This window comes from Lysinibacillus sp. RS11, from assembly GCF_042019215.1.
GTDB classification, from domain to species: Bacteria; Bacillota; Bacilli; order Bacillales_A; family Planococcaceae; genus Lysinibacillus; species Lysinibacillus xylanilyticus_A.
On the sequence record NZ_CP168124.1, the window covers coordinates 1691531 to 1718259 of the forward strand.

General features: G+C 38.5%; 26 protein-coding genes and 1 riboswitch. Of the genes, 22 read left to right on the forward strand and 4 right to left on the reverse strand.

Going from position 1 to position 26729, the window contains the following annotated elements:
• The first annotated feature begins 140 nt into the window (after positions 1-140).
• On the forward strand, positions 141-473 hold the full coding sequence (locus tag AB9L17_RS08375; RefSeq protein WP_083226860.1) for a general stress protein: 333 nt from the start codon (positions 141-143) through the stop codon (positions 471-473).
• A 234-nt stretch (positions 474-707) separates the two neighbouring features.
• Here the strand turns inward: AB9L17_RS08375 and AB9L17_RS08380 are convergent, their stop codons facing one another.
• Positions 708-1607, reverse strand: a complete 900-nt coding sequence (locus AB9L17_RS08380; protein WP_068982678.1) for a DMT family transporter — start codon at positions 1605-1607, stop codon at positions 708-710.
• A gap of 134 nt (positions 1608-1741) precedes the next feature.
• Between AB9L17_RS08380 and AB9L17_RS08385 the strand changes: the two genes are divergently transcribed.
• From AB9L17_RS08385 to AB9L17_RS08395, 3 genes are all read left to right on the forward strand, one after another.
• Positions 1742-2617, forward strand: coding sequence for a LysR family transcriptional regulator (locus AB9L17_RS08385; RefSeq protein WP_068982677.1), 876 nt, complete (start codon positions 1742-1744; stop codon positions 2615-2617).
• 289 nt (positions 2618-2906) lie between these two features.
• The gene (locus tag AB9L17_RS08390) at positions 2907-3581 is read left to right on the forward strand and encodes a phosphopantothenoylcysteine decarboxylase (RefSeq protein ID WP_375200378.1); all 675 of its coding nucleotides are present in this window, start codon (positions 2907-2909) and stop codon (positions 3579-3581) included.
• Positions 3582-3916: 335 nt separating this feature from the next.
• Positions 3917-4012: riboswitch (SAM riboswitch) on the forward strand.
• A gap of 69 nt (positions 4013-4081) precedes the next feature.
• Positions 4082-4237, forward strand: a complete 156-nt coding sequence (locus tag AB9L17_RS08395) for a YezD family protein (RefSeq protein WP_083226859.1) — start codon at positions 4082-4084, stop codon at positions 4235-4237.
• Positions 4238-4520: 283 nt separating this feature from the next.
• Here AB9L17_RS08395 and AB9L17_RS08400 read toward each other — a convergent pair whose 3' ends face one another.
• Positions 4521-5009 carry a flavin reductase family protein gene (locus AB9L17_RS08400; protein ID WP_068982674.1) on the reverse strand — a complete coding sequence of 163 codons (489 nt, stop codon included), beginning with the start codon at positions 5007-5009 and terminating at the stop codon, positions 4521-4523.
• 226 nt (positions 5010-5235) lie between these two features.
• Here AB9L17_RS08400 and AB9L17_RS08405 point away from each other — a divergent pair, with 226 nt between their 5' ends.
• Positions 5236-6021: a VOC family protein gene (locus tag AB9L17_RS08405; protein ID WP_068982673.1), complete on the forward strand. Its 786-nt coding sequence runs from the start codon at positions 5236-5238 to the stop codon at positions 6019-6021.
• A 75-nt stretch (positions 6022-6096) separates the two neighbouring features.
• Here the strand turns inward: AB9L17_RS08405 and AB9L17_RS08410 are convergent, their stop codons facing one another.
• Positions 6097-6297 carry a cold-shock protein gene (locus AB9L17_RS08410; RefSeq protein ID WP_068982672.1) on the reverse strand — a complete coding sequence of 67 codons (201 nt, stop codon included), beginning with the start codon at positions 6295-6297 and terminating at the stop codon, positions 6097-6099.
• Positions 6298-6509: 212 nt separating this feature from the next.
• On the opposite strand from AB9L17_RS08410, the gene AB9L17_RS08415 reads away from it, so the two are divergent.
• Together AB9L17_RS08415 and AB9L17_RS08420 are read left to right on the forward strand one after the other, a co-directional pair.
• On the forward strand, positions 6510-8189 hold the full coding sequence (locus AB9L17_RS08415; protein ID WP_068982671.1) for a formate--tetrahydrofolate ligase: 1680 nt from the start codon (positions 6510-6512) through the stop codon (positions 8187-8189).
• A gap of 328 nt (positions 8190-8517) precedes the next feature.
• Positions 8518-8718, forward strand: coding sequence for a cold-shock protein (locus AB9L17_RS08420; protein WP_068982670.1), 201 nt, complete (start codon positions 8518-8520; stop codon positions 8716-8718).
• 228 nt (positions 8719-8946) lie between these two features.
• Here AB9L17_RS08420 and AB9L17_RS08425 read toward each other — a convergent pair whose 3' ends face one another.
• Complete coding sequence (locus tag AB9L17_RS08425) at positions 8947-9144, reverse strand: hypothetical protein (protein WP_375200835.1); 198 nt, start codon at positions 9142-9144, stop codon at positions 8947-8949.
• Positions 9145-9641: 497 nt separating this feature from the next.
• Between AB9L17_RS08425 and AB9L17_RS08430 the strand changes: the two genes are divergently transcribed.
• The 15 genes from AB9L17_RS08430 to AB9L17_RS08500 all read left to right on the forward strand — a co-directional run bounded on the left by AB9L17_RS08430 (position 9642) and on the right by AB9L17_RS08500 (position 26717).
• On the forward strand, positions 9642-10700 hold the full coding sequence (locus AB9L17_RS08430) for an Rpn family recombination-promoting nuclease/putative transposase (protein ID WP_375200379.1): 1059 nt from the start codon (positions 9642-9644) through the stop codon (positions 10698-10700).
• A complete protein-coding gene (locus AB9L17_RS08435) occupies positions 10681-10989 on the forward strand; it encodes a hypothetical protein (protein WP_375200380.1) in 309 nt (102 codons plus the stop codon). Before AB9L17_RS08430 ends, AB9L17_RS08435 begins: the two co-directional genes overlap by 20 nt.
• Positions 10970-11326, forward strand: a complete 357-nt coding sequence (locus tag AB9L17_RS08440) for a hypothetical protein (protein ID WP_375200381.1) — start codon at positions 10970-10972, stop codon at positions 11324-11326. Before AB9L17_RS08435 ends, AB9L17_RS08440 begins: the two co-directional genes overlap by 20 nt.
• A 955-nt stretch (positions 11327-12281) precedes the next feature.
• Positions 12282-12896: an HD domain-containing protein gene (locus tag AB9L17_RS08445; protein WP_375200382.1), complete on the forward strand. Its 615-nt coding sequence runs from the start codon at positions 12282-12284 to the stop codon at positions 12894-12896.
• A gap of 438 nt (positions 12897-13334) precedes the next feature.
• Complete coding sequence (locus tag AB9L17_RS08450; RefSeq protein ID WP_375200383.1) at positions 13335-15221, forward strand: ABC-F family ATP-binding cassette domain-containing protein; 1887 nt, start codon at positions 13335-13337, stop codon at positions 15219-15221.
• A gap of 12 nt (positions 15222-15233) precedes the next feature.
• Positions 15234-16358, forward strand: a complete 1125-nt coding sequence (locus AB9L17_RS08455; protein WP_375200384.1) for a conserved virulence factor C family protein — start codon at positions 15234-15236, stop codon at positions 16356-16358.
• 308 nt (positions 16359-16666) lie between these two features.
• On the forward strand, positions 16667-17899 hold the full coding sequence (locus AB9L17_RS08460; RefSeq protein WP_375200385.1) for a M20 family metallopeptidase: 1233 nt from the start codon (positions 16667-16669) through the stop codon (positions 17897-17899).
• The gene (locus tag AB9L17_RS08465; protein WP_375200386.1) at positions 17896-18984 is read left to right on the forward strand and encodes a tartrate dehydrogenase; all 1089 of its coding nucleotides are present in this window, start codon (positions 17896-17898) and stop codon (positions 18982-18984) included. The genes AB9L17_RS08460 and AB9L17_RS08465 overlap by 4 nt, the downstream gene beginning before the upstream one ends.
• A 1-nt stretch (position 18985) precedes the next feature.
• A complete protein-coding gene (locus AB9L17_RS08470) occupies positions 18986-19732 on the forward strand; it encodes an SDR family NAD(P)-dependent oxidoreductase (protein ID WP_375200387.1) in 747 nt (248 codons plus the stop codon).
• 10 nt (positions 19733-19742) lie between these two features.
• Positions 19743-21194, forward strand: a complete 1452-nt coding sequence (locus tag AB9L17_RS08475) for an aldehyde dehydrogenase family protein (RefSeq protein WP_375200388.1) — start codon at positions 19743-19745, stop codon at positions 21192-21194.
• Between the two features lie 9 nt (positions 21195-21203).
• Positions 21204-22229, forward strand: a complete 1026-nt coding sequence (locus AB9L17_RS08480) for an ABC transporter ATP-binding protein (protein ID WP_375200389.1) — start codon at positions 21204-21206, stop codon at positions 22227-22229.
• Positions 22204-23178, forward strand: a complete 975-nt coding sequence (locus AB9L17_RS08485) for an ABC transporter ATP-binding protein (protein ID WP_375200390.1) — start codon at positions 22204-22206, stop codon at positions 23176-23178. Before AB9L17_RS08480 ends, AB9L17_RS08485 begins: the two co-directional genes overlap by 26 nt.
• 41 nt (positions 23179-23219) lie before the next feature.
• The gene (locus tag AB9L17_RS08490) at positions 23220-24224 is read left to right on the forward strand and encodes a P1 family peptidase (protein ID WP_375200391.1); all 1005 of its coding nucleotides are present in this window, start codon (positions 23220-23222) and stop codon (positions 24222-24224) included.
• Positions 24211-25758, forward strand: a complete 1548-nt coding sequence (locus tag AB9L17_RS08495; RefSeq protein WP_375200392.1) for an ABC transporter substrate-binding protein — start codon at positions 24211-24213, stop codon at positions 25756-25758. Before AB9L17_RS08490 ends, AB9L17_RS08495 begins: the two co-directional genes overlap by 14 nt.
• Positions 25759-25775: 17 nt before the next feature.
• Positions 25776-26717 carry an ABC transporter permease gene (locus AB9L17_RS08500; protein WP_223555068.1) on the forward strand — a complete coding sequence of 314 codons (942 nt, stop codon included), beginning with the start codon at positions 25776-25778 and terminating at the stop codon, positions 26715-26717.
• Positions 26718-26729 lie beyond the last annotated feature (12 nt).

Here is a 26729-nt window from a genome sequence, read left to right on the forward strand (position 1 = left end):
TTGAGTAAGTCATTGCCTCTTTTTTCATTTAATAAAAACGCCAAACCATTGTAACAAGACGTGAATAGGTAGCAAAATGTTTTTTTCTTGAAAAATAGGGTAAATACCTAGTAAGCCATATAAATTAGGAGGAATTGAACATGATGAATGAACAAAACTCACAAATTGAAGTGGCCCATTCAAGGGAAGAAATGCTTCATATTTTAGAAAGTATGCGATTAAAAGCATTTCAAATAGAGGACATTCACATTATTGCCAAGGATCCATGCAAATTAGAGGATGTAAAATGGGATACTGACGTTAAAACACATGAGGTAGGGAATTGGGTGGATCAATTTAAATCATGGTTTACTGGTGAATCAGCTGTAACAGAAGGATTAAAGAGATTTGATCTTACTGAGGGACAAACAGCATACTATGCTCAACTCGTAGAACTAGGTGCTATTGTATTATTAACTGAGTGTGGGACTTAACTGAGTCTATGATGACATCAACTATTTCGAAAGATAATCATTATCATCATGATTCGCTTAGTCCTCGTCGAACTGTACCAGAATCTACTTTTGATAATGTAGAAACTCCTGAATATTACGAGGAGCGTATGTATGAATGAGGCTGAACAAATTTGAAGATATCTATAAATACAAAAAACAGAGTGAATGTACAGCATCACTCTGTTTTTTGTATTGTGTGGATTCAATTCAATATTAATGTATAGCTTTCTCATGTTCTTGTTTTTTAATAAAGCGTAAAACATGAAGATGCTCTAATTGTGCAACAAGGTTACCGATTAGAATAAAGCTACCACCAATTAATAATTTTATCGTTATTCCTTCGCCGATAAACATCATAGCAAACATCGCTGCAAAAATCGGCTCTAAAGAAAAAATAAGTCCTGTATGTGTAGCAGAAGTATACTGTTGTGCAACAGTTTGCCCTACGAAGCAAAATGCACTACAAATGACACCTAGCCCGATAATGGCAATCCATGCAGTCGTGGTACTTGGAAGTGTTGGTGTTTCAAAAATGAATGTTAAGATAAGTGCATAAAGTCCAGCAAAACCGAGCTGGTAAATGCCATAGGAGATTGATTCAACGTTTTTTGTAAATGAACTATTTAATAATAAGTAAATTGAATAACACAGTGCTGCGATGGCTACTACAATATCCCCTTTTTGAAAGGAAACTGAGCCATGAGTAGTTAAAATTGTAATGCCAATCATTGTGCAAACGATCGCAAAGCTAACTGCTTTTGAAGGTAATTTTTTTTCAATAAAACTGCTGAAAATAGGTACTAAGACAACTGTTAAACTTAAAATAAATCCAGCATTGGATACAGAAGTTGTTTCTAGTCCGATTAAGCTAAGAGCGAACACAATAAATAACAGAAACCCTTGAATAGCTGCATACTTTAATGTTTTTGCATCGACCTTAATTATTCGTTTATAAAAGATAATACCTGCTGCCAAAAATGCGATGATACAACGCAATGCCACCACATTATAAACTGCCATTGTTTCAAGTCCCATTACCATAAAGGTATAAGATAATCCCCAAAACATTGTCACAATAACCATCAATAAATTTGCTTTCCCCTGAATCCCCATTGTGCTCACCTACAATCTGTGTACTAAAACAGTTTTCATTCTAAAAATTACTATATATCTTGTATTGTGATTAGTAAAACGAATGTTTATAATGATTAGTATTAAAAAAATTCATGTATATAGAGGGACAGACAATGAGTTTAGTGAAATATGAGATTTTGAATAAAGTGGCTGAGGTAGCAAGCTTTACAAAAGCAGCAGATGCTTTAGGTTTAACTCAATCCGCTGTAAGCCATGCTGTTTCGAGTTTAGAAAAGGAGTTCGGCTTTGCACTCATTCATAGAAGCCGCGCGGGTGTCACGTTAACGAGCGAAGGGGATACAATGTTAAGAGCAATGAGACATGTCCTTGATGCAGAGGAATTACTACAACAGGAAGCTGCACACATACTTGGTGTTACTCGTGGAAAAGTGCGAATTGGCGTTATTTCAAGTATTTCCTCAAACTGGATGCCTGAAATTGTTCGTATTATGGACAATCAATTTCCTGGCATACAAGTCGAATTGCGAGAGGGAGACTATTATGAAATTGAACAATGGCTTCTGAGTGGGGAGGTTGATGCTGGATTTTTAAATGGTCAAAAGTCTGGGCAATTTCAATATATCGAACTCCAGCAGGATCCATTGTTGTGTATTGTCTCCGATAAAAGTCTACTTTATGATAAAACAGAAATTGATATAGTGGAACTAGAAGACATGCCATTTATCATGACTTCTTATAAAGGGACAAATGATGTAAAAGTACTTTTAGAGCAATATCACGTAAAGCCAAATATTCGTTTTGAACTATCAGAAGAGGTAGGGATAATTTCGATGATATCTCACCAGCTTGGCATTAGTATTTTACCGAAATTAGTTACGAATAACTTGCCTACTACGATAAAAGCTATACCTTTAAAACAAGGTGGCTATCGTACAATTGGAATAGCGATGAAACACCAGGCATCACCAGTGACTAAAAAATTTGCGGAAATATTAAAAACCTGGTTGAAAGAACAAAATATGGAATAATTTTAGCTCATCACCGAAAGTTGTACCCAGTCGGAACGGAAATCAACTACATGTTATGGTGATGATCCAAAAATTTTGAGCTAACTTATAGAGAAGAGCAATATGCCCTATAAAAACAACATTGAAGCTTAACATAGCATTACGTTAAAATAGTATTTGTATATTTATCTTCATTCAACAGATGTTTTTTGTAGCGGAAGCAGAGCGTCAGCTACACATGTTTTCTGCGAGAAAGCGAAGCGTCAGCGGCAATTATGCCAGGCGAAATTGATTAGAAAAAGGTGAGTGTATGGGGACATTACGAGGTAAGACCGTACTCATTACAAGTGGGGGAACGCTTGAAAAATGGGATCGTGTGCGAGGGCATACGAATTTATCAAAAGGCTCGATGGGCTGTTATTTAGCTGAGGCGGCACTAGCGGCTGGAGCTAACGTCTTATATTTGCATGGTTATTTCGCACAACTTCCGACAAACAAAGATAAAATGCGTACCATTCGATTTGAAGGTATAGAGGATTTAGGCGAGAAAGTTCGACACGCTGTTCAACAAGAACAGGTGGATATCGTTATTATGGCGGCAGCTGGTTCAGATTGGCTCATTGACAAAGTATATGACCAATCCGGAAATTTAATGGAGGAAGCAGGTAAAATGCCATCTGACGAGCCACCTATCATTCACTTTAAAAAGGCACCTAAAGTATTAGGTCAGATAAAAGAGTGGCAACCGAATGTTACTTTAGTGGGCTTTAAGCTCGAGGCAACAGATGATGAGGAATTTTTACTATCCCGCGCACGTCTACGGATGGAATCGGCTAACGCTCAGTTTATGGTAGCAAATAGCTCGCAGTCATTATATGGTGGAGATGAGCCACATTGGATTGTACCGGCTAAAGGCGAACCAACAAAGGTAATGGGCAAGCAACAAACAGCGAAAGCATTAATAGATTTTTTACAAAATACGTAAAGTGAAAACTGTGTAGAGAAAAAGTGATCTGCACAGTTTTTTTGTTTTGTTTAAATTACTATTTAGTGAATATTTAAAAAGTAGTTGTATGCGTTAGGTTTGTGAAAATGCATTTCATTCTGTAATAAGTGAATGGTGGGAGTAATACTGCCTTTTAATACCGAATAAAATAACTTGTGTATGTTTAGCTTCAAGGAAAATAAACGTCTTCACTAAAATATTCGAACTTTACGTAATCCTTTTTACTTAATTACAAAGTATTCAACTAGGATTTGTAATGTTTATGTTGACAATAGTTTTTCTGAATTATAGAATTATTCCCAAGAAACATAATACTCTTATCAAGAGAGGTGGAGGGACTTGGCCCTATGAAGCCTCGGCAACCAATAGTGTAGGTGCCAAATCCAACAGGGCTATCTGAGAGATAAGGGGGCTATAAATCAATTTGATGCGTTGGCCTCTTATGTACAAAAAGTATGTAAAAAGAAGGGGTGTATCGGATGACTCAACAGGCAAAGATCGATGACAAAAAGCTAGAGGCAATTGCAAAGGCCATTCAGAATTTAGAATATGGAGAAGTGAACATTACGATTCAAGACGGTGTCATTGTTCAGATTAACAGACTCGAAAAGCAGAGATTTCCACAGAAAAAGTAAATAATAGGATGATAGTTGGCTAGATATTTGAAAGTCACAAAGAAAGCAGGGATTATTTTCTTTGCTTATTTGTGGCTTTTTTTTAGAAGTTAGCCAAAGGTGCTGGATTTAGAGGTTCTGCTGTGCTGGATTTCCGTTAAAATTGAACAATCTTCTTTTAAGACATTGACGTTAATAGCGTTTCAGAATATGGCTCAATCTTCTTACAAAAAACAGGATGGATCACGATGAACCAGCCTGTTTTCGGATGTAGTCAATTCTAATTGCTTATGAAGATAGTATCTTAGCTATAAAAACTTTTAGGGATTTCCCCAATATGTCTACGATGATAGAGTAGGGGCTCCTTTTGTGCATGATCAATTGCTAGGACCTGGCCAATAAATATCGTATGGTCTCCTGCATCGATTTGTCGAAAGGTTGTGCATTGTAAAGTGGCCACAGTATCGTGTAAAATCGGTAGACCGTGAACGGAAGTTGACCACTGTGCCTGAGCAAAACGATCTGGGATTTTACTTGAGAATAGTGTACATAAATGTTCTTGATTGCTCGCTAAAATATTCACAGCGAACTTTTCAGCTGCTGTAAAATATGGATGAAGCTGTGATTTTTTGTCGAGCGACCATAAAATAAGCAGTGGATCTATGGAAACTGACGCAAAGGAATTGACAGTTAAGCCAATAGGTTCATCAGCGTCATTACAAGCTGTGACAACCGTAACGCCTGTTGGATAATTACCCAATGCTAGTTTAAAAGCAGCTACTTTGTCTGTCATTCTAATCACCTCTTGTTATTTTATGTGAATATAACATCGATTTACCTAAAATGAAAAACTTTTTTCTTTGATGCTCAGCAAATAGTAATTTCCTTACTGAGCATCTTGAAATAGTTAGCATAAAATATAGCAACTTCTTAACAAATTGAATATTCTTAATTTTATTTTAAACCAACAAAACTAACAGGTAAAGTATATAATAGTGGGAGAAAAAAGGGGGGTAGTCATGACTTTATATTTTGACCATCTAGTTCATCAAGTTCCATCACCAGACAATGCAAAGGTTTTTTTAAACAAACGTAATATCCATACAGTTAACGGCGGTCAACACACAATGTGGGGGACATATAATGCGCTAAGCTACTTTGGATTAAACTATATTGAGCAAATAGCAATTTATGATCGTCATTTATTTGAAAATGCAGCGAAATTGCCTTATTCCCTACACTATACGTTTAAGCGGGCGCAGGAGCATTATGGATTTTCACGAATTGCATTACGTACAAAAAATATTGAAGAAGAGGGACAACGTTTGCGTGCACTTGGTTTTGAGGTGTATGGTCCTGATGCTTGCAGTCGAACAAGACCAGATGGCTCCGTCGTAGAATGGAAGCTATTGCATTTTGGGAAGTCAGGGCAGGCAATTGATTTTCCTTTTTTAATCGAGTGGGCTGCTGATGATGAGGACCGTTTTGCACAATTACAGGCAAGTGGAGCAATCCATCCAAAACAATCGATCACAATGGAATCGGTGCAATTTTATGTAAAGGATGTGCGAGCTACCGTGAAATTATGGCAGGAGGTATTGCAATTACCAGAGCCTGAGCAACATTCACAGTATATGTCCTTGCGCTTTCCGAATATTCGTTTAGATTTTTATGAAAAAGATGCTGCAACAGCGATGACACTTGGTCATTTAAGTGAGGGACCATTTGGGGTGACGCTTCAAGATCCTCATAAAATGAAAGAAACATTAGTATTTCCAGGAGCTTTTTATTGGATTAATCGTTGAAGTAGAAGTCAATAGATAACAAAACATCCAACATTAAAAAAGGAGCTGTTCAACAATCGAACAGCTCCTTTACGCTTATAATTTCACAACATTTGACGCCTGTGGTCCACGATTTCCTTCCACTACATCAAATGTTACCTTTTGACCTTCATCAAGTGTACGGAAGCCTTCCTCTTGGATCCCCGTAAAATGTACAAATACATCTTCTCCATCATCACATTCAATAAAGCCATAACCTTTTTCATTGTTGAACCACTTTACGATTCCTTGCTGCATAAGCATTCGCCTCCATTGCGCTTGAATGTAAAACCCATCAATCAAGTCGTGATATAATTGAGAAAATGTGAAAAAATGCATTTTCACTTAGAACATACATGAATTGAGCAAAGTTGTCAATTGATTGTCGAAATGCTTGTATAACTAATTATGATTTCTTGTACAATAAAGTCTATAATGGAATTTAACAACATAGAAAGTAGGTATGCCATATGACAACGAAAAATCAACCGTTAACAGATTTAGAAATTGCTAGTCAGGCGGTTATGAAGCCTATTACTGAAATTGCAAAAGCAGCAGGTATTTCAGAGGATGCACTTGAACAGTATGGTCGCTACAAAGCGAAAATTGATCCTTCAAAAATAACAGCACGTGGTGATGATGCGAAGGTTGTTTTAGTAACAGCCATTAGCCCAACTCCAGCAGGTGAAGGGAAATCAACTGTAACTGTCGGACTTGCTGATGCACTTCATCAATGTAATAAAAATGTTGTTGTAGCTTTACGTGAGCCGTCACTCGGTCCTGTAATGGGTGTAAAAGGTGGCGCAACTGGTGGTGGATATGCACAAGTTGTACCAATGGAAGATATTAATTTGCATTTCACTGGAGATCTTCATGCAATTACGACGGCGAATAATGCATTATCAGCCTTTATTGATAATCATATCCACCAAGGAAATGCTTTAAACATTGACCCTCGTCGTATCATTTGGAAGCGTGTAATGGATTTAAATGATCGTGCTCTTCGTAAAGTAGTTGTAGGTCTCGGTGGTCCTGTGCAAGGGATGCCACGCGAGGACGGCTTTGACATTACCGTTGCATCAGAAATAATGGCAGTCTTTTGTTTAGCGACAAGCATGGATGATTTACGTGAACGTATAGCAAACATTGTGTTCGGTTATACATTTGATCGTGAGCCTGTATTCGTACGTGATCTTCAAGTAGAAGGGGCATTAACATTATTATTAAAAGATGCCTTTAAACCAAATTTAGTACAAACACTTGAAGGGACGCCTGCTATTATTCACGGTGGACCATTTGCCAATATCGCACACGGCTGTAACTCCATAATGGCGACACAAACGGCTCGTAAGCTAGCGGATATCGTTGTGACAGAAGCGGGCTTTGGTTCAGATTTAGGTGCTGAAAAATTTATGAACATTAAAGCTCGCAAAGCAGGCTTTAAACCTAGTGCAGTTGTGATCGTCGCAACAATTCGTGCGTTAAAAATGCATGGCGGTGTAGCGAAAACAGCACTAGTTGGCGAAAATGTAGATGCACTTTTACAAGGAATTGAAAACCTAGAGAAGCACGTTGAAACAGTTCGTACATTTGGGGTTGAACCAATTATCGCGTTAAATCGCTTTATTACAGATACAGAGGCTGAACTTGAAGCGGTATTAAACTGGTGTCAAGAGAAACATGTACGTATTGCTCGAACAAATGTCTGGGAAGAAGGCGGAAAAGGTGGCCTAGCCCTAGCAGAACAGGTGCTAACTGTACTTGAGGAAGAAAATAATTTCTTACCATTATATGAAGTAACAGAATCCATTGAAGAAAAGGTACGTACGATCGTGCAAAAAGTGTATGGTGGGAAAGATGTTCAATTTACCGACCAAGCGAAAAAGCAAATCGCTCAAATCGAAAAATTCGGCTGGGACTCTATGCCGATTTGTATGGCCAAAACGCAATATTCGTTATCTGACCAACCAAGTTTACTTGGTCGTCCAGAAGGATTTACAATCACAATCCGTGAAGTCATTCCAAAACTAGGTGCCGGCTTCTTAGTTTGCTTAACTGGTGACATTATGACGATGCCAGGTTTACCAAAAGCACCAGCAGCATTGCGTATGGATGTTGATCATGAAGGACATGCGGTAGGATTGTTCTAAATAGAGTTTGAATTTATCATTAATTAATAGAAGATATTGAAAATAAATGTACGAAAGCTGCTCTTTTTATCTGAGAAAGGGCAGCTTTTAGCTTATTTTAGCAGAATTCTCCCACTGAAACACATTATTTTGAAGAAATTTCACTTTTGCACTAGACATTTACGATTTTGCATTATATAATAAATGTAATAAAATCGTTTACAAAGAAAACAATGAATTCACATATTACAAAGAGTAATCGTGTTTTATTAGATGCTTTTTGTAATATGTGAATTTTTTTTCTTGTAAAAATGATATTTATTTAATACAATTAATGGAGGTCATTAAAATGACACAAGGTACAGTAAAATGGTTTAACTCAGAAAAAGGTTTTGGATTCATCGAAGTAGAAGGCGGAAACGACGTATTCGCTCACTTCTCAGCTATCCAAGGTGACGGCTTCAAAACACTTGAAGAAGGTCAAAAAGTTGAATTCTCGGTAGAAGAAGGCCCACGTGGACCACAAGCTACAAACATCGTAAAACTTTAATTTTAATGATGTACCCATAATAAAGAGGCATCCTTATATGAGGATGCCTCTTTTATAGTGTCGACAAAGCCGTTTTTAGACTTTGTCGACATTTTTTATATGTGTAGTAGCTTTTTTGTAAATAAAGAGTTCAGCTTTTTGGTCACGAAGGCGTTATTACAGGACGTGATGCTCTTAGCCTTCACTCCAATCAACTTATATACCAACCATATAAGATGGTCAAGTAAATTATGCACCATAAGAAATAAGTAGAAAACTAGCTAACCATAAAAAAATCGCAATTCGAATGATTAAATACATTGTATATTCAAAGGAAGAAAGTTTTCTTTCACGCTTTAAATTTCTTAGAAGTCTAACGGAAATAACAGAACACATGAGTAGGACTGCCATAGATAATTGATATACGTTTTCTAATAGGTCTTTCACATAATCATCCTCCCATACTGAAGATATGAGCTGTCATTTCTTATTATGCTGGCCCTTTAGTTGATTGAGAGAGGACTGTTGCCGATTTTAAGTTAGTTGCAAGCTCTTTCGTTTTAGGACTGTGGTGAATAGCCAGAGTCTATTTTTATGCTCTTATAAAGAAAAAGGAAGAACTTCAATACAAGGAGTTTTATTGAAAGTACTTGTCGTGGATATCCACCTGGAGTTAGTTTCTTGAATTTACATGAACAGATGGGCAGCTTTTACAGTTTCTTCGGCAGGGGGATTACAAATTCATTCCTATAATACCTCAACAGCAGCATTGTGTATTAACGTGGATAACGATGGTCATGTATTAGGGCTATTAGAATTATTTTTAATAAACTACAGAAGGCTTGTTTTTTATTTCTTGAAGTTGGTCCTACAATTGAAGCATGTTAAAATAATATAAAATATGAAGATGTATGACCAAACTTTAATTGAATGGGGTGATAGTTGTGATTGAAAAGGCTTTACGTAGAATTCCGCTAACGAAATTGATGGATTTGAAAGTAGACTATGCATTTAAACAAATGTTTGGTAGTGAAAAAAATAAACATATAACCGTTGTTTTTCTGAATGCGATTTTAAATCGAACTGGTCGAAATACCATCCAAGAAGTGGCTTTTATGAAACAAGAATTTGGTGGCGAATATAAGGATGATAAGCAGTCAAGATTAGATATTTTGGTGAAAACGCAGGATCAGCAAATGATTAATATTGAAATTCAATTGTCTAATCAGCACGATATGTTTAAGCGTACATTATTTTACTGGGCTCAACTATATACATCACAATTGCAAAAAGGTATGGGTTATCATAAATTGCTAACGACTATTACCATTAATATATGTAATTTCACCGTATTTCCTCAAAGTGCATATTATCACAGTACCTTCTATTTATATGAGGATAAAACATTAAAGCGTTTAGTTATACAGGATGATGCTTTGGAAGTGCACTTTATTGAAATGAATAAATTCCTTGAACAATGGCATAGGGGAGTTCTTAAGCCACTGGATGATATTTTAGCACGTTGGTTATTGTTATTAGGAATGGTCGATGCACGAAAGAAAAAGGTTTATGAAAAAATTTATCATGAATTGGAGGAACTAGCGATGAAGGACGAGCATCTATTACAGGCATTCAATGTCTGGGAAGAGCTAAGTTTATCACAGGAGGATGTGATTGCCTATCAATCACGCTTAAAGTATATCCTTGATGAAGAGGCGAAGCTAGACGATGTGAAGCATATGGCAGAGCAAAAGGGTATGCAAAAGGGTATGCAAAAAGGTATGCAAAAAGGTATGCAAAAAGGTATGCAAAAGGGTAGAGAAGAAGGGAAAAAAGAAGGAAAAAAAGAAGGAAAAAATGAAGCAAAAGAAGAAATTGCCAACGATCTTTTAAGGAATAATATGGATATTGATTTTATAAGTAAAATAACAGGCTTATCAATGGAGCGTATTGAAGAAATTAAGAAAGGGCTAATCCAAAATAATGACGATCAACTACGATAAGGTAAACAAGGCTGTGAATTTCTGGATGGAACTAAATTTATCACAGGAAGAAGTGATTGCCTATTTGTCACGCATAAAGTATATCCTTGATGAAGAGGCGAAGCTAGATGATGTGAAGCATATGGCAGAGCAAAAGGGTAAAGAAGAAGCAAAAGAAGAAATTGTCAACAATCTTTTAGTGAATAATATGGATATTGATTTTATTAGTAAGATAACAGGCTTATCAATGGAGCGTATTGAAGAAATTAAGGAAGGGTTAATCCAAAATAATGACGATCAACTACGATAAGGTAAACAAGGCTGTGAATTTCTGGATGGAACTAAATTTATCACAGGAAGAAATGATTGCCTATCTGTCACGCATAAAGTATATCCTTGATGAAGAGGCGAAGCTAGACGATGTGAAGCATATGGCAGAGCAAAAAGGTATGCAAAAAGGTATGCAAAAGGCTATAGAAGAAAGGAAAAAAGAAGGGAAGAATGAAGAAAGGGAAGAAATTGCTAACAAACTTTTGGTAAATAATATGGATATTGATTTTATTAGTAAAATAACAGGCTTATCAATGGAGCGTATTGAAGAAATTAAGGAAGGGTTAATCCAAAATAATGACAATCAACAACGTTAGGGTTAACGAAGTTATAATTTCTGAGAAGAGCTAATGCATGGAATGTAGAGTGGTAAGAGCAACAGGAGAATCTGCTTTAATTAACAAGCTTATTACCACGAGAGTTATTAACTTCTAGGCGAATATATCATGGTCTACTTAGGAACATGTGAAAAAAAGAAACAGAGAAAAGTGAGATTGGATAAGTGTCTTTAAAATGGAAATTGAAGAAACAATAAAAGCTGCCATCATCTACATTTAGTAAATGGGCAGCTTTTATTGTTTCTTCAGCGGGTGGGTATTACATAACATAACGATCGTTCCTACTTCCTTCATAACTTATTACTTCATTTACGGCTTAAATGAAATTCGGAAAAAATGTTGCCTAAAAAAGAATGATCTAGTTTTGTTAGCACGACTCTGATGATTCAGCTTTTCGCACTATGTTAGCAAATTGGTGTTCTCTTTGCCATTAATGGGAGGAGTTACGTTCACATTATACTCAAAGTAATAGAAGAAGGTAACATCAATTAATGATAAAAAATGACACGCTTGCAACAGTTGGTCAAAGCATTTTTGGTCGTGAAAACTGGCTAACTGTTTGTTCACTCATCTCATCATGTACATTTACTATGCGGGTTAAAACAAAGAATTTATTAAGGGAAAGTGTTCACTTTTATTTGTTTTCTTAGATGATTGATTTACACTATACGAACGTCATCTTTCAACAAAATATTCAATTGTAAGCCCGCTGAAGTTGTTTAATCTGTCAAAGCATAGTTCTTGTACACTAATGAAATAGTGAGCTTACAGAACATAATTAGCTGTTCTGTATGTTTATCTTACAATATTCAGAAAAATTAGTCAATTGAAATATGCTTATAATTTTAATTTTTTTCTAAAAGTGAGGTTACTTCGTTACCAACTCCTTTAAGCTATACAGTATAATCGTAAAGGAAAGGACTGACTTAAAAATATGAACAATTTAATGAATAAAGTACGTGGGATTTATGAACAGTTTGATGCTAGCCATGATTTTCAACATATTGAACGTGTTTATCAAAATGCTTTAGCGATTTTACATACAGAGCCAAAAGCTGATGCAGAGGTCGTGAAAATTGCTGTGCTTTTGCATGATGTAAGTGATAAAAAGTATACCGATAGTAAAGAGCAAGAAAATAAGTTAATTGCTGAGCTGTCTTTAAACGAGGAGAAAAAGCAACATATCCGAGATTGCATTGCACAAGTATCGTTTAATGGTGGGAATGAGCTAGAGGCAACTTCTCTTGAAGCAAAAATAGTAAGAGATGCAGATCGCTTAGATGCTATAGGAGCGATTGGTATTGCACGCACATTTGCTTACGGCGGTGCGAAAGGTCGAAAGCTTTACGATGAAACGGAAGAAGCACGTATGAATATGACAGAGGAGGCATATCGCAATAAAAATACTGCCTCTGTCACACACTTCTATGAGAAGCTTTTATTATTAAAAGATTTAATGGTAACAGAGAAAGGCAAGCAAATGGCTAAAGAACGCCATCAATTTATGGTACTGTTTTTAGAGCAATTAAAAAATGAAATAGGAAAGTAAATGTACATTCCTCTAAGTAGCTGTAAATGCAATCTTTAAAACTTTAACTTCTTTCAACAAGATAAAAAGGTATAAGCGCCGCTGGTTTAATAGCGAGCTTATACCTTTCTTTATATTGTCCTTCTTTGTACTTGATACCTAAAAAAATTCTTTACTCTTCGAACGTAGTTTCAATCAGAATAGATGGCCTTCACTAAGAGGTTGTTCCACGTTTTGTATGGTAGTGCCTATATAATATATCTATTTCTTTTATTCTCCAATGGCTAAAGGCAGCAAGTTAATGGGGAAGAGCGTATTTTTTGATAGGGAAGCTCAGTTTGTTGTCCTTTGTTTACCTGTCATTTGATGTTATGATAAAAATGGATATCAATAATAAACTACATATTAAAAGTAGTACGGACACTAACAACACCTAAATGAAAGAGATGGACAAGTGTAATGAGTCATTTAATAGTACAAAATTTAACGAAAACAGTGGGCGATAAAACGCTCTTTCAAAATATTGAATTTACCATTTATGAGGGAGAGCGTGCGGGGCTAATTGGTATTAATGGTACTGGTAAATCCACGCTGCTTTCTATTATAGCAGGTGAAATCGAAGCGGATTCAATGAATGTTGACCGCCCAAATAAATACCGTGTAGCATATTTACCACAGGAGCCTACTTTTGAAAGCGGAGAAACGGTGTTACAGGCAGTGTTTGCAGGGGATTCACCGATTTTAAAACTTAATCGTGAATATGAGGAAACGGTTGCTGCGCTTGCGTTAAATCCAACTTCAGAAAGTTTACAAAAAACGTTATTTAGCATACAGCATCGCATGGATGAGGAGCAGGCATGGGATGTTAATGCACTTGCTAAGACAGCACTTACAAAGCTTGGCATTGAAATGTTTGATAAAGAAGTATTAACACTGTCAGGTGGTCAACAAAAGCGCGTCGCATTAGCTAAAGTATTAATAGAGCCAGCAGATCTTTATTTATTGGACGAGCCGACCAACCATTTAGACGTGCAGTCAACGGAGTGGTTGCAAGAAATGGTGTTACGATTAAAGGGAGCCGTTATATTTATTACCCATGATCGTTATTTCTTAGATGAGCTGTCTACTCATATTTACGAGCTAGCTGATCAAACATTATACCGACATACTGGGAATTATGGGGATTATTTAGAAGCACGTGCGATTCGTGAGGAAATGAAAGCAGCCTCTGCACAAAAAGACCGCAACCGCTATCGCTCAGAGTTAAAATGGATTCGTCGTGGAGCGAAGGCGCGTTCGACGAAGCAAAAGGCACGTATCCAACGCTTCGAACAGCTAGAGGATAACCTAGAGCGTAAATCAGAGGATGTTTCGCTTGAAATGGGGCTAGCTACAACGCGTCTCGGTCGAAAGGTTTTAGAGTCAGAAAATATTTCAAAGGCTTTTGGCCAACAAAAAATCCTTGAAGACTTTTCATTTTTACTACAACAGGGCGATCGTATTGGTATTATCGGAGCTAATGGTGTAGGAAAATCAACATTATTGAACATGCTAGCAGGTGAACTTACACCGGATATAGGTGAAATTCATGTTGGCTCGACAGTGAAATTAGCGCATTTCAAACAAACATTACCGAAAATGAATGAAAATGAGCGTATGATTGAATATATTCGAGAAGCTTCAAATGATATAACAGATGCAGAGGGTGTGCGCTATTCGGCGGCTCAAATGCTGGAGCGTTTCTTATTCCCACTTCATGGACATGGTACACCGATCGGTAAATTATCGGGTGGCGAGCGTAAACGTCTACATTTATTACGTTTATTAATGGAGCAACCAAACGTATTGTTACTAGATGAGCCTACGAATGATTTAGATATTGAAACATTAGGTGTGCTGGAAGATTTCATTGAGCATTTCCCTGGGGTCGTTATGACGATATCCCACGATCGCTTTTTCTTAGATCGTATTGCGAAAAAGTTATGGATTTTAGATGGTCTTGGACATGTTGAGGAGACGCTTGATATTTACAGTGATTATTTACAAAAGCGTGAACAGGAAGCTACTGTAAAGGTAGAGGCGCCAAAGGTAGAAAAACCGAAAACCGAAAAGCCTAAGTCGGACAAGAAAAAATTATCCTTTAAAGAGCAAAAAGAATGGGAAACAATTGCTGACGAAATAGAAAAGACAGAGACAGCAATTATGGAGACAGAAGAAGGTATTGCTCACGCGGGTGCTGATTTTACAAAATTACAGGAATTAACGGCGAAGCTTGATGAGCTGAATGCACATTATGAACATCTTATTGAGAGATGGTCGTATTTAGATGAAATTGTAAACGGGTAAGGAGCGATATGCGTGAAGATTATTACAATTGAACCGACACCAAGTCCTAATTCAATGAAAATTGTCGTCGATACAGAGTTACCTTTTGGCAAAAGCTATAATTTTACAAAGGATAATAAAGATCAAGCAACTGGTGAAGCTGCAGCGATTTTAGCAATTGAAGGTGTCAAGGGAGTTTATCATGTAGCAGATTTCTTCGCTGTAGAGCGTAACGCAAAATATGCATGGGAAGGTATTTTAGCAAGTATTCGTCAAGTATTAGGTGAAGAAGTACAAGAAGAAAATGAAACGCAAGTTGCCAGTGAATTTTATGGTGAAGTGTACGTTCATGTGCAGTTTTATAAGCAGGTGCCACTACAAGTAAAAGTATTTGATAATCAACGTGAGCACCGTGTGAGCTGTGGCGAGCGATTTGTGGAGACTTTCAATAAAATTATTGATACAGCAGTTGATGAAAATTATATTTTCCAACGTAAGTGGATTGACTATGGCGTTCGTTATGGAGAGCTTGAGGAAATTGCGGAAGCCGTGAAGCAGGAAATCAATGTGACATATTCTGAGGAGCGTTTAGCAGAAATTGTCTCAATGACTAATGATTCTGAGAAAACAATAGTGAAACCTGCTAAGCTAAAAGTGACTGTTGAACAGTTCACACAACCTGAATGGGAAAAGCGTTTCCAATTACTTGACCAAATGGCGGATCCAGAATTAGATGATTTACCACTTTTAGATTTAGCGTTACAAGATGAACAAATGTCTATCCGCCGACTGGCAACAGTGTATTTAGGAATGATTGAAGATGTTGCAGTTGTTCCCTATTTAGAAAAGGCATTACAAGACAAAAGTGCAGCTGTACGACGAACTGCTGGCGATTGTATGAGTGACCTTGGCTTAGTGGAATTTGAAGAAGCGATGCAGCGAGCATTACAGGATAAGAATAAGCTTGTTCGATGGCGTGCAGCTATGTACTTATATGAAGTCGGTACTGAAAAGTCATTAGTGGCATTAAAGGCTGCTGAAGAAGATAAAGAATTCGAAGTGAAACTACAAGTAAAAATGGCGGTTGCCCGCATCGAACAGGGTGAAGAAGCAAAAGGCTCTGTTTGGAAGCAAATGACAGAATCACGCAAGCAATAAAATGAATAAACCAGCATCTATTTTAGCTATTTAAAATGGATGCTGGTTTTTTATCTTCATTCAGCAAATTTTTTTGAAAGCGCCCAATCAGAACGGAAATCAGCCCCACATTTTAGTAATAATCCAATCTTTTTTTATCGAAAATTAACATAAAATAGATTGTTTTGTTCTTTTCTAACTTTTTACTACTAAACAAAAAGTTAATAGCATTATATGTTTTATTAACAAATTGTCTAATGCTTATCTAAAAGGACAATGTTAAAATAATCTGAATTCGGAATATTCTATTAAATCAAGGGGGCCTTTAGATGACAGTAATAAATTTAAAGACAACAGAATCTTATTTGCGTGACCGAGAAGTAGTTATTGAGCTTACTCAAAAGCTAGTTCGTATTGAGAGTGTTTATCGAGAAAATGATCCAAATGGCAATGAACAAGAAGTGGCAAATTTTGTTGCTCAATATTTACGTGATATCGGGATTGAAACATATGTGGAGGAAGTTGTGCCAGGCAGACCGAATGTGGTTGGTATTATTGATTCGGGTAAACCAGGGAAAACGCTACTCTTTGAAGGACATACAGATGTTGTGACTGAAGGTAATCGTGAAGCATGGACGTACGATCCATTCGGTGCAGAAATTATTGATGGTCGAATGTATGGCCGTGGTACAAATGATACAAAAGGAAATCTTGCATGTATGATTACAGCTTGCCAGTCGTTGTTACTGGATCAGGAGGAATTTACAGGCAAGATTATTTTATGTATTCCTTGTGATGAAGAAGGATTGATGCTTGGTATTAAACATTTTATAAAAAATGGTTGGGCAGATGGTGTAGATGGGGCCATTATATGCGAACCGCAGGAAAATAATGTCAGTATTGCGCAGCGTGGAGCGATACGTTTGAAGGTAGATATTTTTGGTAAGATGGCGCACGGTGCAATTTCTTGGAGCGGCATTAACCCGAACTGGCGTATGGCCCGTTTTATCGTGGAGCTAGAAAAATTAGAAAAAGAAGAGCAAGCACGTTTGGGACGAGATCCCATGCTTAATTGGCCATCTATTACACCGACTATTTTGCAAGCACCAGTCAAAGGGGATGCACAAATTAATGTGATTCCGGATCATTGTATGACGACGCTTGATATTCGTACGGTACCTGCTCAGGATCATGATGAGCTTCTCGGCAAAATTGATGCGATTATTAAACGTCTGCAAGCAGATGACCCTGATTTTAAGGTAGAACTAACGGTGCTTGACAACCGACCAGCCACAGCTACTGCAAAGGAGGATCCTGTAGTACAAGCCATTTATGAGGCAGTTGCTGAAGTAACGGAGAAAGAGCCAAAATATAACGGTGTCCCAGGGGCTACAGATGGAACATTCCTTCATGTGCACGGTGTCCCAATTGTGACGATTGGTGCAGGTGATCGTGATATTCCCCACCAAATTGACGAATATGTCGATATCGAAGAATTGGCAGAAACAACAGCTATATATCGTTTGGCAGCACTTAAGTTTTTAGCAGGTGATACTCAATGACTCACACAAAAATCGCAGTCATTCCAGGTGATGGTATTGGAAAGGAAGTTATGGAGGAAGCGCTAAAGGTACTAAATTTTCTTCAGGAACATGATTCGTCTTTCCGAATAGAAACAACCATTTTTCCTTGGAGCTCCGATTATTATCTCAAGCACGGTCGTATGATGCCTGAAAATGCACTAGACATTTTAAAAGAGTTTGATGCGATTTTATTCGGGGCTATTGGAGATGCTCGCGTTCCAGACGACGTTACGGTATGGGAATTAATTATGCCGATACGAAAAAACTTCCAGCAATATGTGAATTTCCGTCCGATTAAATCGCTACCTGGCATAGCCTCACCGCTTGCCAACGAGCGTGATATTGATTTCGTTATCTTTCGAGAAAATGCGGAGGGGGAATATTCCGATAGTGGTGGTCGAATGTATCATAATCAGCTACAGGAAATGACGATTCAAAATACGATTATGACACGGATCGGTATTGAAAAAATTGTACAAGCCGCCTGTGAATATGCCTATAAATATGGCAAAACAAAAATTACGAGTGCAACAAAATCGAATGCTATTATCCATTCGATGAAGTTCTGGGATGAGCATACGAAAAGAATTCTTGCTCAAAGTTTACCAACGCTAGAACTAGAATCTATTTATATCGACGCATTAGTAGCTTACTTTGTGGAGCGACCACAGAATTTCCAAGTTATTGTTGCCTCCAATTTATTCGGGGACATTTTGTCTGATTTAGGGTCAGCTATTGTCGGCGGTCTAGGATTATCACCATCAGCCAATTTGAATCCAGAAAAGGAATTCCCCTCTATGTTTGAGCCTGTGCATGGTTCAGCGCCAGATATTGCAGGAAAGGGAATCGCAAATCCAATCGCTCAAATTTGGTCACTCGCTTTATTGCTTGGACATATTGGAAGACCTGATTTAGAGGAGCTCATAGTTCATGCGATTGAGGCGGTGCTACGAGAAGGAATTGTGAAAACGGCTGATATTGGTGGACAGGCGTCAACAGCGCAAATGGGTGATGCTATTTGTCAGGAGATTGTCAAAATGAAATTAGCAGCAGGGGGTGTATAGCATGGCAGCAGAACGACAGGTCATTATTGTCACAGGTGCTGGCGGCGGTATGGGGAAAGCCATTATTCAGGAGCAGCTTGAGAGGGGCAATATTGTAGTAGGGCTCGATCTTTCGGTAGCATCACTAACAGACTTAGCACAGGATACCTTGCAATGTTTTGAAGTCAATGTTTTACAGGAGGAACGTGTGAACGACATATGCAAACAGGTTTTTGAAAAGTATGGCCGGATTGATGGACTTGTCAATGCACTTGGTATAGCGCAGGCCGCAACACCGATTGAGCAAGTCACGATGGATGAGTGGAATCGGTTAATGGATGTCAATGTGAAAACTTTATTTATAACAACAAAGGCGGTCGTTTCTTATATGAAGGAACGGCAAAAGGGCTCAATTGTAACAATCGCCTCGATTTCTGCTGTCCGCCCGAGACCTGGTTTACAAGCGTATATTGCTTCTAAAGGGGCGGCAGAGAGCTTTGCACGTGGAATGGCTATTGAATTAGCGCCGTTCCAAATACGTGTCAATACGATTCATCCAGGACCAGCGGATACACAGATGCTAGGGCAGTTTGCCGCACAAGGAGCAGATATCGAGCAAACAAAGCAAAGTGTCTTTGTTCAATCAGTCCCCCTTGGGCGTTTAGTGAATCCGTCAGACATTGCAGGTGCAGTAAGTTATTTACTTTCAAATGAAGCGAGTATGGTGACAGGAACGACATTACATGTAGACGGTGGTCGCGGACTTTAGGAGGGATCAGGTGAAAAAAATTCCAATGTTTATAAATGGTGAATGGGTTCATACTGGTTCGGAGGAATTATTGGATGTCATGAATCCCTCTACCGGTGAAATGATTGCCCAAATTACGAATGCGAATAAAGCGCATGTCGATGAAGCTGTTCGTGCTGCAAGAATAGCGTTTGAAAGTGAAGAATGGCGGAAAATAAAGGCGCATGAACGGGGACAACTACTTGTTGAATTCGCACACTATATCCGCAAGCATGCAGAGGAATGGAGCTTATTAGAATGTCGTGATGTTGGCAAGCCGTTATCCCAGGCAAGAGCAGATATTGAGGCGGCAGCTCGCTATTTTGAGTTTTACGGGGGAGCAGCTGATAAAGTGATGGGGGATACAATTCCAATTGAAGATGGTATTTTAAATGCGGTAGTGTTAGAGCCTGTTGGGATTACCGTACATATCGTGCCCTGGAATTATCCTATTCAAATAACGGCGAGAAGTGTAGCAGCTGCCATTGCAACGGGCAATGCAGTGATTGTCAAAAGTGCTGAAGATACACCATTGACAACACATGCCATAACTGAATGGTTTGCAGATAAACTGCCAAAAGGTATTTTTCAGCATATTACAGGTTTAGGTCGTGAAGTCGGTCCATATTTAACAGCACATCCTGATATCAATCACATTACGTTTACGGGCTCTGTCCCAACAGGCATAGCTGTTATGAAATCTGCAGCTGAAAATGTAGTACCTGTGACATTAGAGCTTGGTGGGAAATCGCCTAATATTGTTTTTTCGGATGCAAACATGGAGCAAGCGCTTGATGGAGTAGTTCGTGCGATTATTCAGAATGCAGGACAAACATGCTCGGCTGGGGCAAGATTGCTGGTAGAAGAGTGTGTGAAGGAAACATTTATCGCGCAACTAGTACGAAAATTCCAAGCATTAAAAGTTGGTCCAGGTGAAGCAGATGTTGATATGGGTCCATTGTTAAATGAACGACAATATACGAAGATCTCAACACTATTGCATAAAGCGAAGGAAGATGGCTATGTGGTCACGGGTGGCGAAACATTGACGATTGAAGGCTATGAAAAAGGCTATTATATACAACCGACCATACTAGATGGCGTAGATGTGAACGATCCGCTAGCACAAGAGGAAATTTTCGGACCAGTGTTGACTGTTTTTACGTTTACAACTGTCGAAGAAGCGATTGCCTTAGCGAATAGTACAGACTACGGTTTAGTTGCAGGCGTTTGGTCAAAGGATATAGATACTGCTCATTATGTCGCAAGCCGAGTACAGGCCGGGCAAGTGTTTGTCAATAACTACGGGGCAGCAGGTGGTATACAAATGCCTTTTGGTGGCTATAAAAAGAGCGGCATTGGGCGAGAAAAAGGCTTTGTCGCGTTAAGGAATTATACGCAAATGAAAAATATCGCCATACGCTATGCACCACCTAATCAGTAAGATGGAGGGATGCATTTGGAAGAAAATCAAGTGCTACTAGAGGTAAATCATTTAAAAATAAGTTTTCATTTAAAAAATGGCAAACAGGCAAAAGTTGTTGATGATGTGAGCTTTACGATTCGTAAAGGCGAAACAGTTGCACTTGTAGGTGAATCTGGTAGCGGAAAAAGCATTACATCGTTATCCATTATGCGTTTACTACCAATACCACCAGGAGAAATTACAGCGGGTACCATTAAATTGAATGGCAAAAATCTACTAGACTATAAAAATAAAGAGATGAGCCATATAAGAGGCAATGAAATTAGTATGATCTTTCAAGAGCCCATGACCTCTTTAGATCCTGTTTTTACAATCGGCAATCAAATGATGGAAGGAATACGCAGGCACCAAAAGATGTCTAAAAAAGAGGCGTGGGAGAAATCTTTACAGTTATTAAAAGAAGTCGGTATTGCTAATGCAGAAAAGGTTATGACAGAATATCCGCATCAATTATCAGGCGGTATGCGGCAGCGTGTCATGATTGCGATCGTCATGTCCAATAATCCTCAGTTGTTAATTGCAGATGAGCCAACAACAGCACTTGATGTAACCGTACAGGCACAAATATTAAAGCTCATGATGAAGATGAAGGAAGAGCATCATTCGGCTATATTATTTATTACGCACGATATGAGCGTTGTTGCACAAACGGCAGATCGTGTCATGGTCATGTATGCAGGGCAAATCGTAGAGGAAGCCCCAGTGCAGGAGCTTTTTCTAAATCCAAAGCATCCGTATACGACTGCCCTTTTAAAAACAATGCCGAGTCTTGAGACGGATGTTAAAAGATTACCTTCCATTCCAGGCACCGTCCCGCCAGCTTATGCGTTACCAGAAGGCTGCCGATTTGCACCACGCTGTCCATTTGCGATGGAACAATGCCGTGTCACTCAGCCAGAGGTCATCCATATTCAAGGTGAGCATAAAGTGTCCTGCCATCTATTCACAGAGGAAGGGGAGCCTGTTTATGACGAAAAAAGAAGTTTTGCTTGAAATTAATCATTTAAAAGCCTACTTCCCTGTGAAACGTAAGTCGATGAAGGAAGAGAAAAAAGTCATTAAAGCAGTCGACGATATTTCCATTGAGATTTTCCGTGGCGAGACGCTTGGCATAGTAGGCGAATCTGGCTCTGGGAAATCAACGTTTGGACGGACAATTTTGAAGCTTGTTGAACCGACTTCGGGAGAAATTTTGTATAAAGGTCAGCCTATCCAGCAATTAAAAGGCAACAAGCTACAAACCTATCGCAATCAAATGCAAATGATTTTTCAGGATCCTTTTGCATCTCTGAATCCTCGTATGCGAATAGGTGCCATTATTGAAGAACCGATGAAGCTGCAATTAACATTAACGAAGGAGCAACGCAAAGAACGGGTGAAGGAGCTTTTACACAAGGTAGGTCTATCAGAGGATGCGATGCAAAAATTTCCGCATGAATTTTCTGGAGGTCAACGGCAACGAATCGGTATTGCACGGGCTCTTGCTATTCATCCAGAGTTCATCATTGCGGACGAGCCTGTATCTGCACTAGATGTATCAGTGCAGTCACAAGTCTTGAACTTAATGATGGATTTACAGGATGAATTTCATTTGACCTATTTATTTATCTCACATGATTTAAGTGTTGTGAAACATATAAGTGATCGAGTGGCGGTGCTGTATTTAGGGAGAGTGGTGGAAATTGGCACGAAGAAAGAATTATTTGCTAATCCTCTACATCCATATACACAAGCATTACTGTCAGCGATTCCAGTAGTAAATTTTGATAAGCCGAAACAGGAAATACCGTTACAAGGTGAATTGCCGAACCCGATGAATCCACCTATTGGCTGTGTGTTCCATACACGTTGTCCTTTTGTGATGGAAAGGTGTCATCAGGAACGACCTGTACTTCAAGAGAAAAATAAAGATCAACGAGTAGCCTGCTTATTATATGATTAATAATCTGAATATTAAGTCTTTTCAAAAGTGAGGTGTATAGTATGTTTGGCAATATTACAGATGTGCCCGGAGTTAAGGTTGGGCATGCAGAAAATAATGAAGGCATTACAGGCTGTACAGTAATCTTAGTCGAAAATGGTGCAGTTTGCGGTGTCGACGTAAGAGGTTCTGCACCGGGCACTCGAGAGACTGATGCACTTGATCCTATAAATGAAATAGATCGAGTACATGGGATTTGCTTGTCTGGAGGAAGTGCATTTGGATTAGATGCAGCAACAGGGGTTATGCAATATTTAGAGGAGCAGGGTGTTGGTGTGGATGCGGGTGTTACGACAATACCAATTGTCCCTAGTGCTGTGCTTTTTGATTTATTTATCGGTGATCCAAAGACTAGACCTACAGCTAAAATGGGTTATGAAGCGGCCCAAAGTGCGATTGTTGGGCCATTCGCAAATGGTAATACAGGTGCTGGTTATGGTGCGACTGTAGGCAAATTGGCAGGACCTCAATTTTGTATGAAAGGGGGGCTTGGTAGCGCCGCTATCGCTGGCAAAAATGATCTTGTTGTTGGTGCAATTGTTGCTGTCAATGCTGTTGGGGATATAAAAGACCCAAATACAAGACAAATACTAGCAGGTGCGAGGAATCCAAAAACAGGGGAATGGTTGGATTGTTGTGCTTATTTAGAGGAACATGTGCAATCAGAAGCGCTGCCTGGTACGAATACGACAATTGGTGTCATTGCAGTAAATGCCAAACTAACAAAAGCAGAGGCGAAAAAAATAGCGCAGCTGACACAAAATGCCCTCGCACGCACTATTTATCCTGTTCACACAATGCTAGATGGAGATACGGTTTTCGTGCTAGGTACAGGAGATAAAACATATTCAGTCGACTATTTGGGACATTTGGCTACAGCGGTTATGGAGGAAGCGATAGTAGTGGGTGTGAAAGAGGCTGAAAGATTAGCAGAAGTAGAGAGCTATAAAAGCATTCAAATAAAGAGCATTGAGGGAACAGGGGGGAATTGTCATGAGGCTGAATAAAAATTGGTTGATGCTGTTGTTGGTATTGATAGTAGGCTTACTAATAAGTGCATGCTCAAGTGATGATGGGAAAGAAGCCAGTTCAGGTGAAAAGTCAGTAGAAGAGTTACCTCAAGAAATTGTAGTCCGTATAAATGATGACCCAGACTTTTTAGATCCACATAAAGCAACTGCATCGATATCATTCCAAATGATTCTCAATATTTTTGAAGGACTAATGGCACCAGAAACCGATGGATCTTTAAAAGAAGGGCTAGCAGAAAGTTATGAAATATCTAAGGATGGCTTAACATATACCTTCAAAATTCGCCCAGGTGTGAAGTTTCATAATGGTGAGGATTTAACGATTGAGGATATTCAGTATTCATTTGATCGTTTAATGGGGAAAAACGGTGGAGAAAAGATGTCAAACAGCTTTGATAATGTTGCGTCAACAGAAGCACCAGATGCTAATACATTTGTTATAAAGCTGAAAGAGCCAAATTCTAATTTCCTCTATTCATTAACTGCTCGACAATCAGCGATCGTACCAAAAAGCAATGATGGCAAGCATAATGAAAATCCAATAGGTACTGGACCATTTGCTTATGTAAAATATTCTCCTGGTACAAATTTAGAGCTAAAGAAAAACGAAAACTACTGGAAGGAAGGTCTTCCATACTTAAATAAAGTGACGTTTACATTCCAATCAGATGATCAAGCAGCAATAATGAGTTTAATGGCCAATGAAGTAGACTTAACAAGTGTTCCTTGGCATCGTGTAAGTGAAGTGAAGGGGAACTATAATGTATCGCATCAAAATAATAACTCATCGTTAATCATTACATTTAACGAAACAAAAGCACCATTTGATAATGTCAAGGTCCGTCAGGCAATTAACTACGCAATAAGTAAGTCCGATATTATTGACTCCGTGTTTGCTGGCTATGCTGTACCACTTGGTTCAAATATGAGTCCTGCGATGGGAGACTATCAAAAGAAAGGCCTAGAAAGCATGTATACGCGAGATGTGAAAAAGGCAAAAGCATTATTAGCGGAAGCGGGTTACCCTGATGGCTTTAAAACAAAAATTACAGTGTCTTCGCATAACGATATGTATTCGAATATCGCTCAAATCGTTGTAGATAATTTAAAGGAAATCGGTATTGACGTGGAAATTGAAGTTGTAGAATGGGGAATTTGGCTAGACCGAGTTTATTTTGGCCGCGACTATCAAATGACAACGATTGATTTAACAGGTCGAGCATCTGCCTACGAAGTATTAAATGATTACATTTCAACGAATGAGAGTGAAAACTTCTTTTTATTTAAAAATGATGAGTATGACAAAATGATGACAGATGTTTTGAAGGAAGCAGATCAGGCAAAGCAAATGGACTATTACCATCGTGCACAGGAAATTTTAGCTGAGCAGGCAGCAGCGGTTTACATCGCGGATTACCAAATTGTTTGGGGCTCCGACAAGCAAGTTACAGGATTAAAGAACTACCCATTCTGGTTCCACGACATGTCTGAAGTGAAATTTTCTAACTAGAAAGGGATGAGTGTCCAATGATGTATATGATACGTCGATTCATTCTGTTAATAACAACCATCCTTTTAGTGTCGATTATTACATTTGCTGTTTTTCAAATTTTACCCGGTGATCCGGTTCGGACAATGTTGGGGACTGAAGCTGACCCCACACAAATTGAAAATTTGCGATCAGAGCTTGGCTTGAATCGCCCCCTTTATGAGCAATACACGGATTGGATGAAGGGATTATTGACAGGGGAATTAGGAAATTCTATTCGTTTTTCAATGCCAGTAAAAGACTTATTATTTGAACGACTTCCTGTAACGATGTCATTGGCTGGGCTCACACTCATAATTGTGTTATGCATTTCCTTACCACTAGGGATGTTTGCGGCGAGAAGACAAAATAAGTTAAGTGATGTGTCATTATCGACAGTGACACAAGTGGGTATGGCCGTTCCCTCTTTCTGGCTTGGCATGATGCTTATTTTATATATTGGCATGCAATTTAGCTTTTTTAAAATTAGTGGATATATTCCGTGGACGCAAAGTGTAACAGGAGCGCTAAGCACGCTTGTTCTCCCTGCATTAACCATTGCGATTCCGCAAATTGCGGTTAATTTTCGCTATGTTCGTACTGCTATTTTAGAGCAAGTTCAGCTCGATTACGTGCGTACGATTCGCAGTAAAGGGATGTCAGAGCACAATGTTATGTATAAACATGTTTTAAAAAATTCGATGATTCCAATATTAACGGTCTTTGGACTGATTATGGCAGAGGTCGTGGCTGGAACAATTATTGTGGAACAAGTATTTTCATTGCCAGGTGTTGGTCAACTGCTAATCACAGCTATTAGCAATCGAGATTTTCCATTAGTGCAAGGAATCGTCATGTATATTACTGTAGCGGTTGTTATGATTAATTTTATGGTCGATATTTTATATTCTGTGATAGATCCTAGAATCCGATTACGATGAGGGGTGGATACG

What these genes read in the sequence shown, in the direction of transcription:
- AB9L17_RS08375 (WP_083226860.1), top strand. Translation starts at nt 141, where the DNA reads ATGATGAATGAACAAAACTCACAAATTGAAGTGGCCCATTCAAGGGAA.
- AB9L17_RS08380 (WP_068982678.1), bottom strand. Translation starts at nt 1,607, where the DNA reads ATGGGGATTCAGGGGAAAGCAAATTTATTGATGGTTATTGTGACAATG.
- AB9L17_RS08385 (WP_068982677.1), top strand. Translation starts at nt 1,742, where the DNA reads ATGAGTTTAGTGAAATATGAGATTTTGAATAAAGTGGCTGAGGTAGCA.
- AB9L17_RS08390 (WP_375200378.1), top strand. Translation starts at nt 2,907, where the DNA reads ATGGGGACATTACGAGGTAAGACCGTACTCATTACAAGTGGGGGAACG.
- AB9L17_RS08395 (WP_083226859.1), top strand. Translation starts at nt 4,082, where the DNA reads ATGACTCAACAGGCAAAGATCGATGACAAAAAGCTAGAGGCAATTGCA.
- AB9L17_RS08400 (WP_068982674.1), bottom strand. Translation starts at nt 5,009, where the DNA reads ATGACAGACAAAGTAGCTGCTTTTAAACTAGCATTGGGTAATTATCCA.
- AB9L17_RS08405 (WP_068982673.1), top strand. Translation starts at nt 5,236, where the DNA reads ATGACTTTATATTTTGACCATCTAGTTCATCAAGTTCCATCACCAGAC.
- AB9L17_RS08410 (WP_068982672.1), bottom strand. Translation starts at nt 6,297, where the DNA reads ATGCAGCAAGGAATCGTAAAGTGGTTCAACAATGAAAAAGGTTATGGC.
- AB9L17_RS08415 (WP_068982671.1), top strand. Translation starts at nt 6,510, where the DNA reads ATGACAACGAAAAATCAACCGTTAACAGATTTAGAAATTGCTAGTCAG.
- AB9L17_RS08420 (WP_068982670.1), top strand. Translation starts at nt 8,518, where the DNA reads ATGACACAAGGTACAGTAAAATGGTTTAACTCAGAAAAAGGTTTTGGA.
- AB9L17_RS08435 (WP_375200380.1), top strand. Translation starts at nt 10,681, where the DNA reads ATGACGATCAACTACGATAAGGTAAACAAGGCTGTGAATTTCTGGATG.
- AB9L17_RS08440 (WP_375200381.1), top strand. Translation starts at nt 10,970, where the DNA reads ATGACGATCAACTACGATAAGGTAAACAAGGCTGTGAATTTCTGGATG.
- AB9L17_RS08445 (WP_375200382.1), top strand. Translation starts at nt 12,282, where the DNA reads ATGAACAATTTAATGAATAAAGTACGTGGGATTTATGAACAGTTTGAT.
- AB9L17_RS08450 (WP_375200383.1), top strand. Translation starts at nt 13,335, where the DNA reads ATGAGTCATTTAATAGTACAAAATTTAACGAAAACAGTGGGCGATAAA.
- AB9L17_RS08460 (WP_375200385.1), top strand. Translation starts at nt 16,667, where the DNA reads ATGACAGTAATAAATTTAAAGACAACAGAATCTTATTTGCGTGACCGA.
- AB9L17_RS08465 (WP_375200386.1), top strand. Translation starts at nt 17,896, where the DNA reads ATGACTCACACAAAAATCGCAGTCATTCCAGGTGATGGTATTGGAAAG.
- AB9L17_RS08470 (WP_375200387.1), top strand. Translation starts at nt 18,986, where the DNA reads ATGGCAGCAGAACGACAGGTCATTATTGTCACAGGTGCTGGCGGCGGT.
- AB9L17_RS08480 (WP_375200389.1), top strand. Translation starts at nt 21,204, where the DNA reads ATGCATTTGGAAGAAAATCAAGTGCTACTAGAGGTAAATCATTTAAAA.
- AB9L17_RS08485 (WP_375200390.1), top strand. Translation starts at nt 22,204, where the DNA reads ATGACGAAAAAAGAAGTTTTGCTTGAAATTAATCATTTAAAAGCCTAC.
- AB9L17_RS08490 (WP_375200391.1), top strand. Translation starts at nt 23,220, where the DNA reads ATGTTTGGCAATATTACAGATGTGCCCGGAGTTAAGGTTGGGCATGCA.
- AB9L17_RS08495 (WP_375200392.1), top strand. Translation starts at nt 24,211, where the DNA reads ATGAGGCTGAATAAAAATTGGTTGATGCTGTTGTTGGTATTGATAGTA.
- AB9L17_RS08500 (WP_223555068.1), top strand. Translation starts at nt 25,776, where the DNA reads ATGATGTATATGATACGTCGATTCATTCTGTTAATAACAACCATCCTT.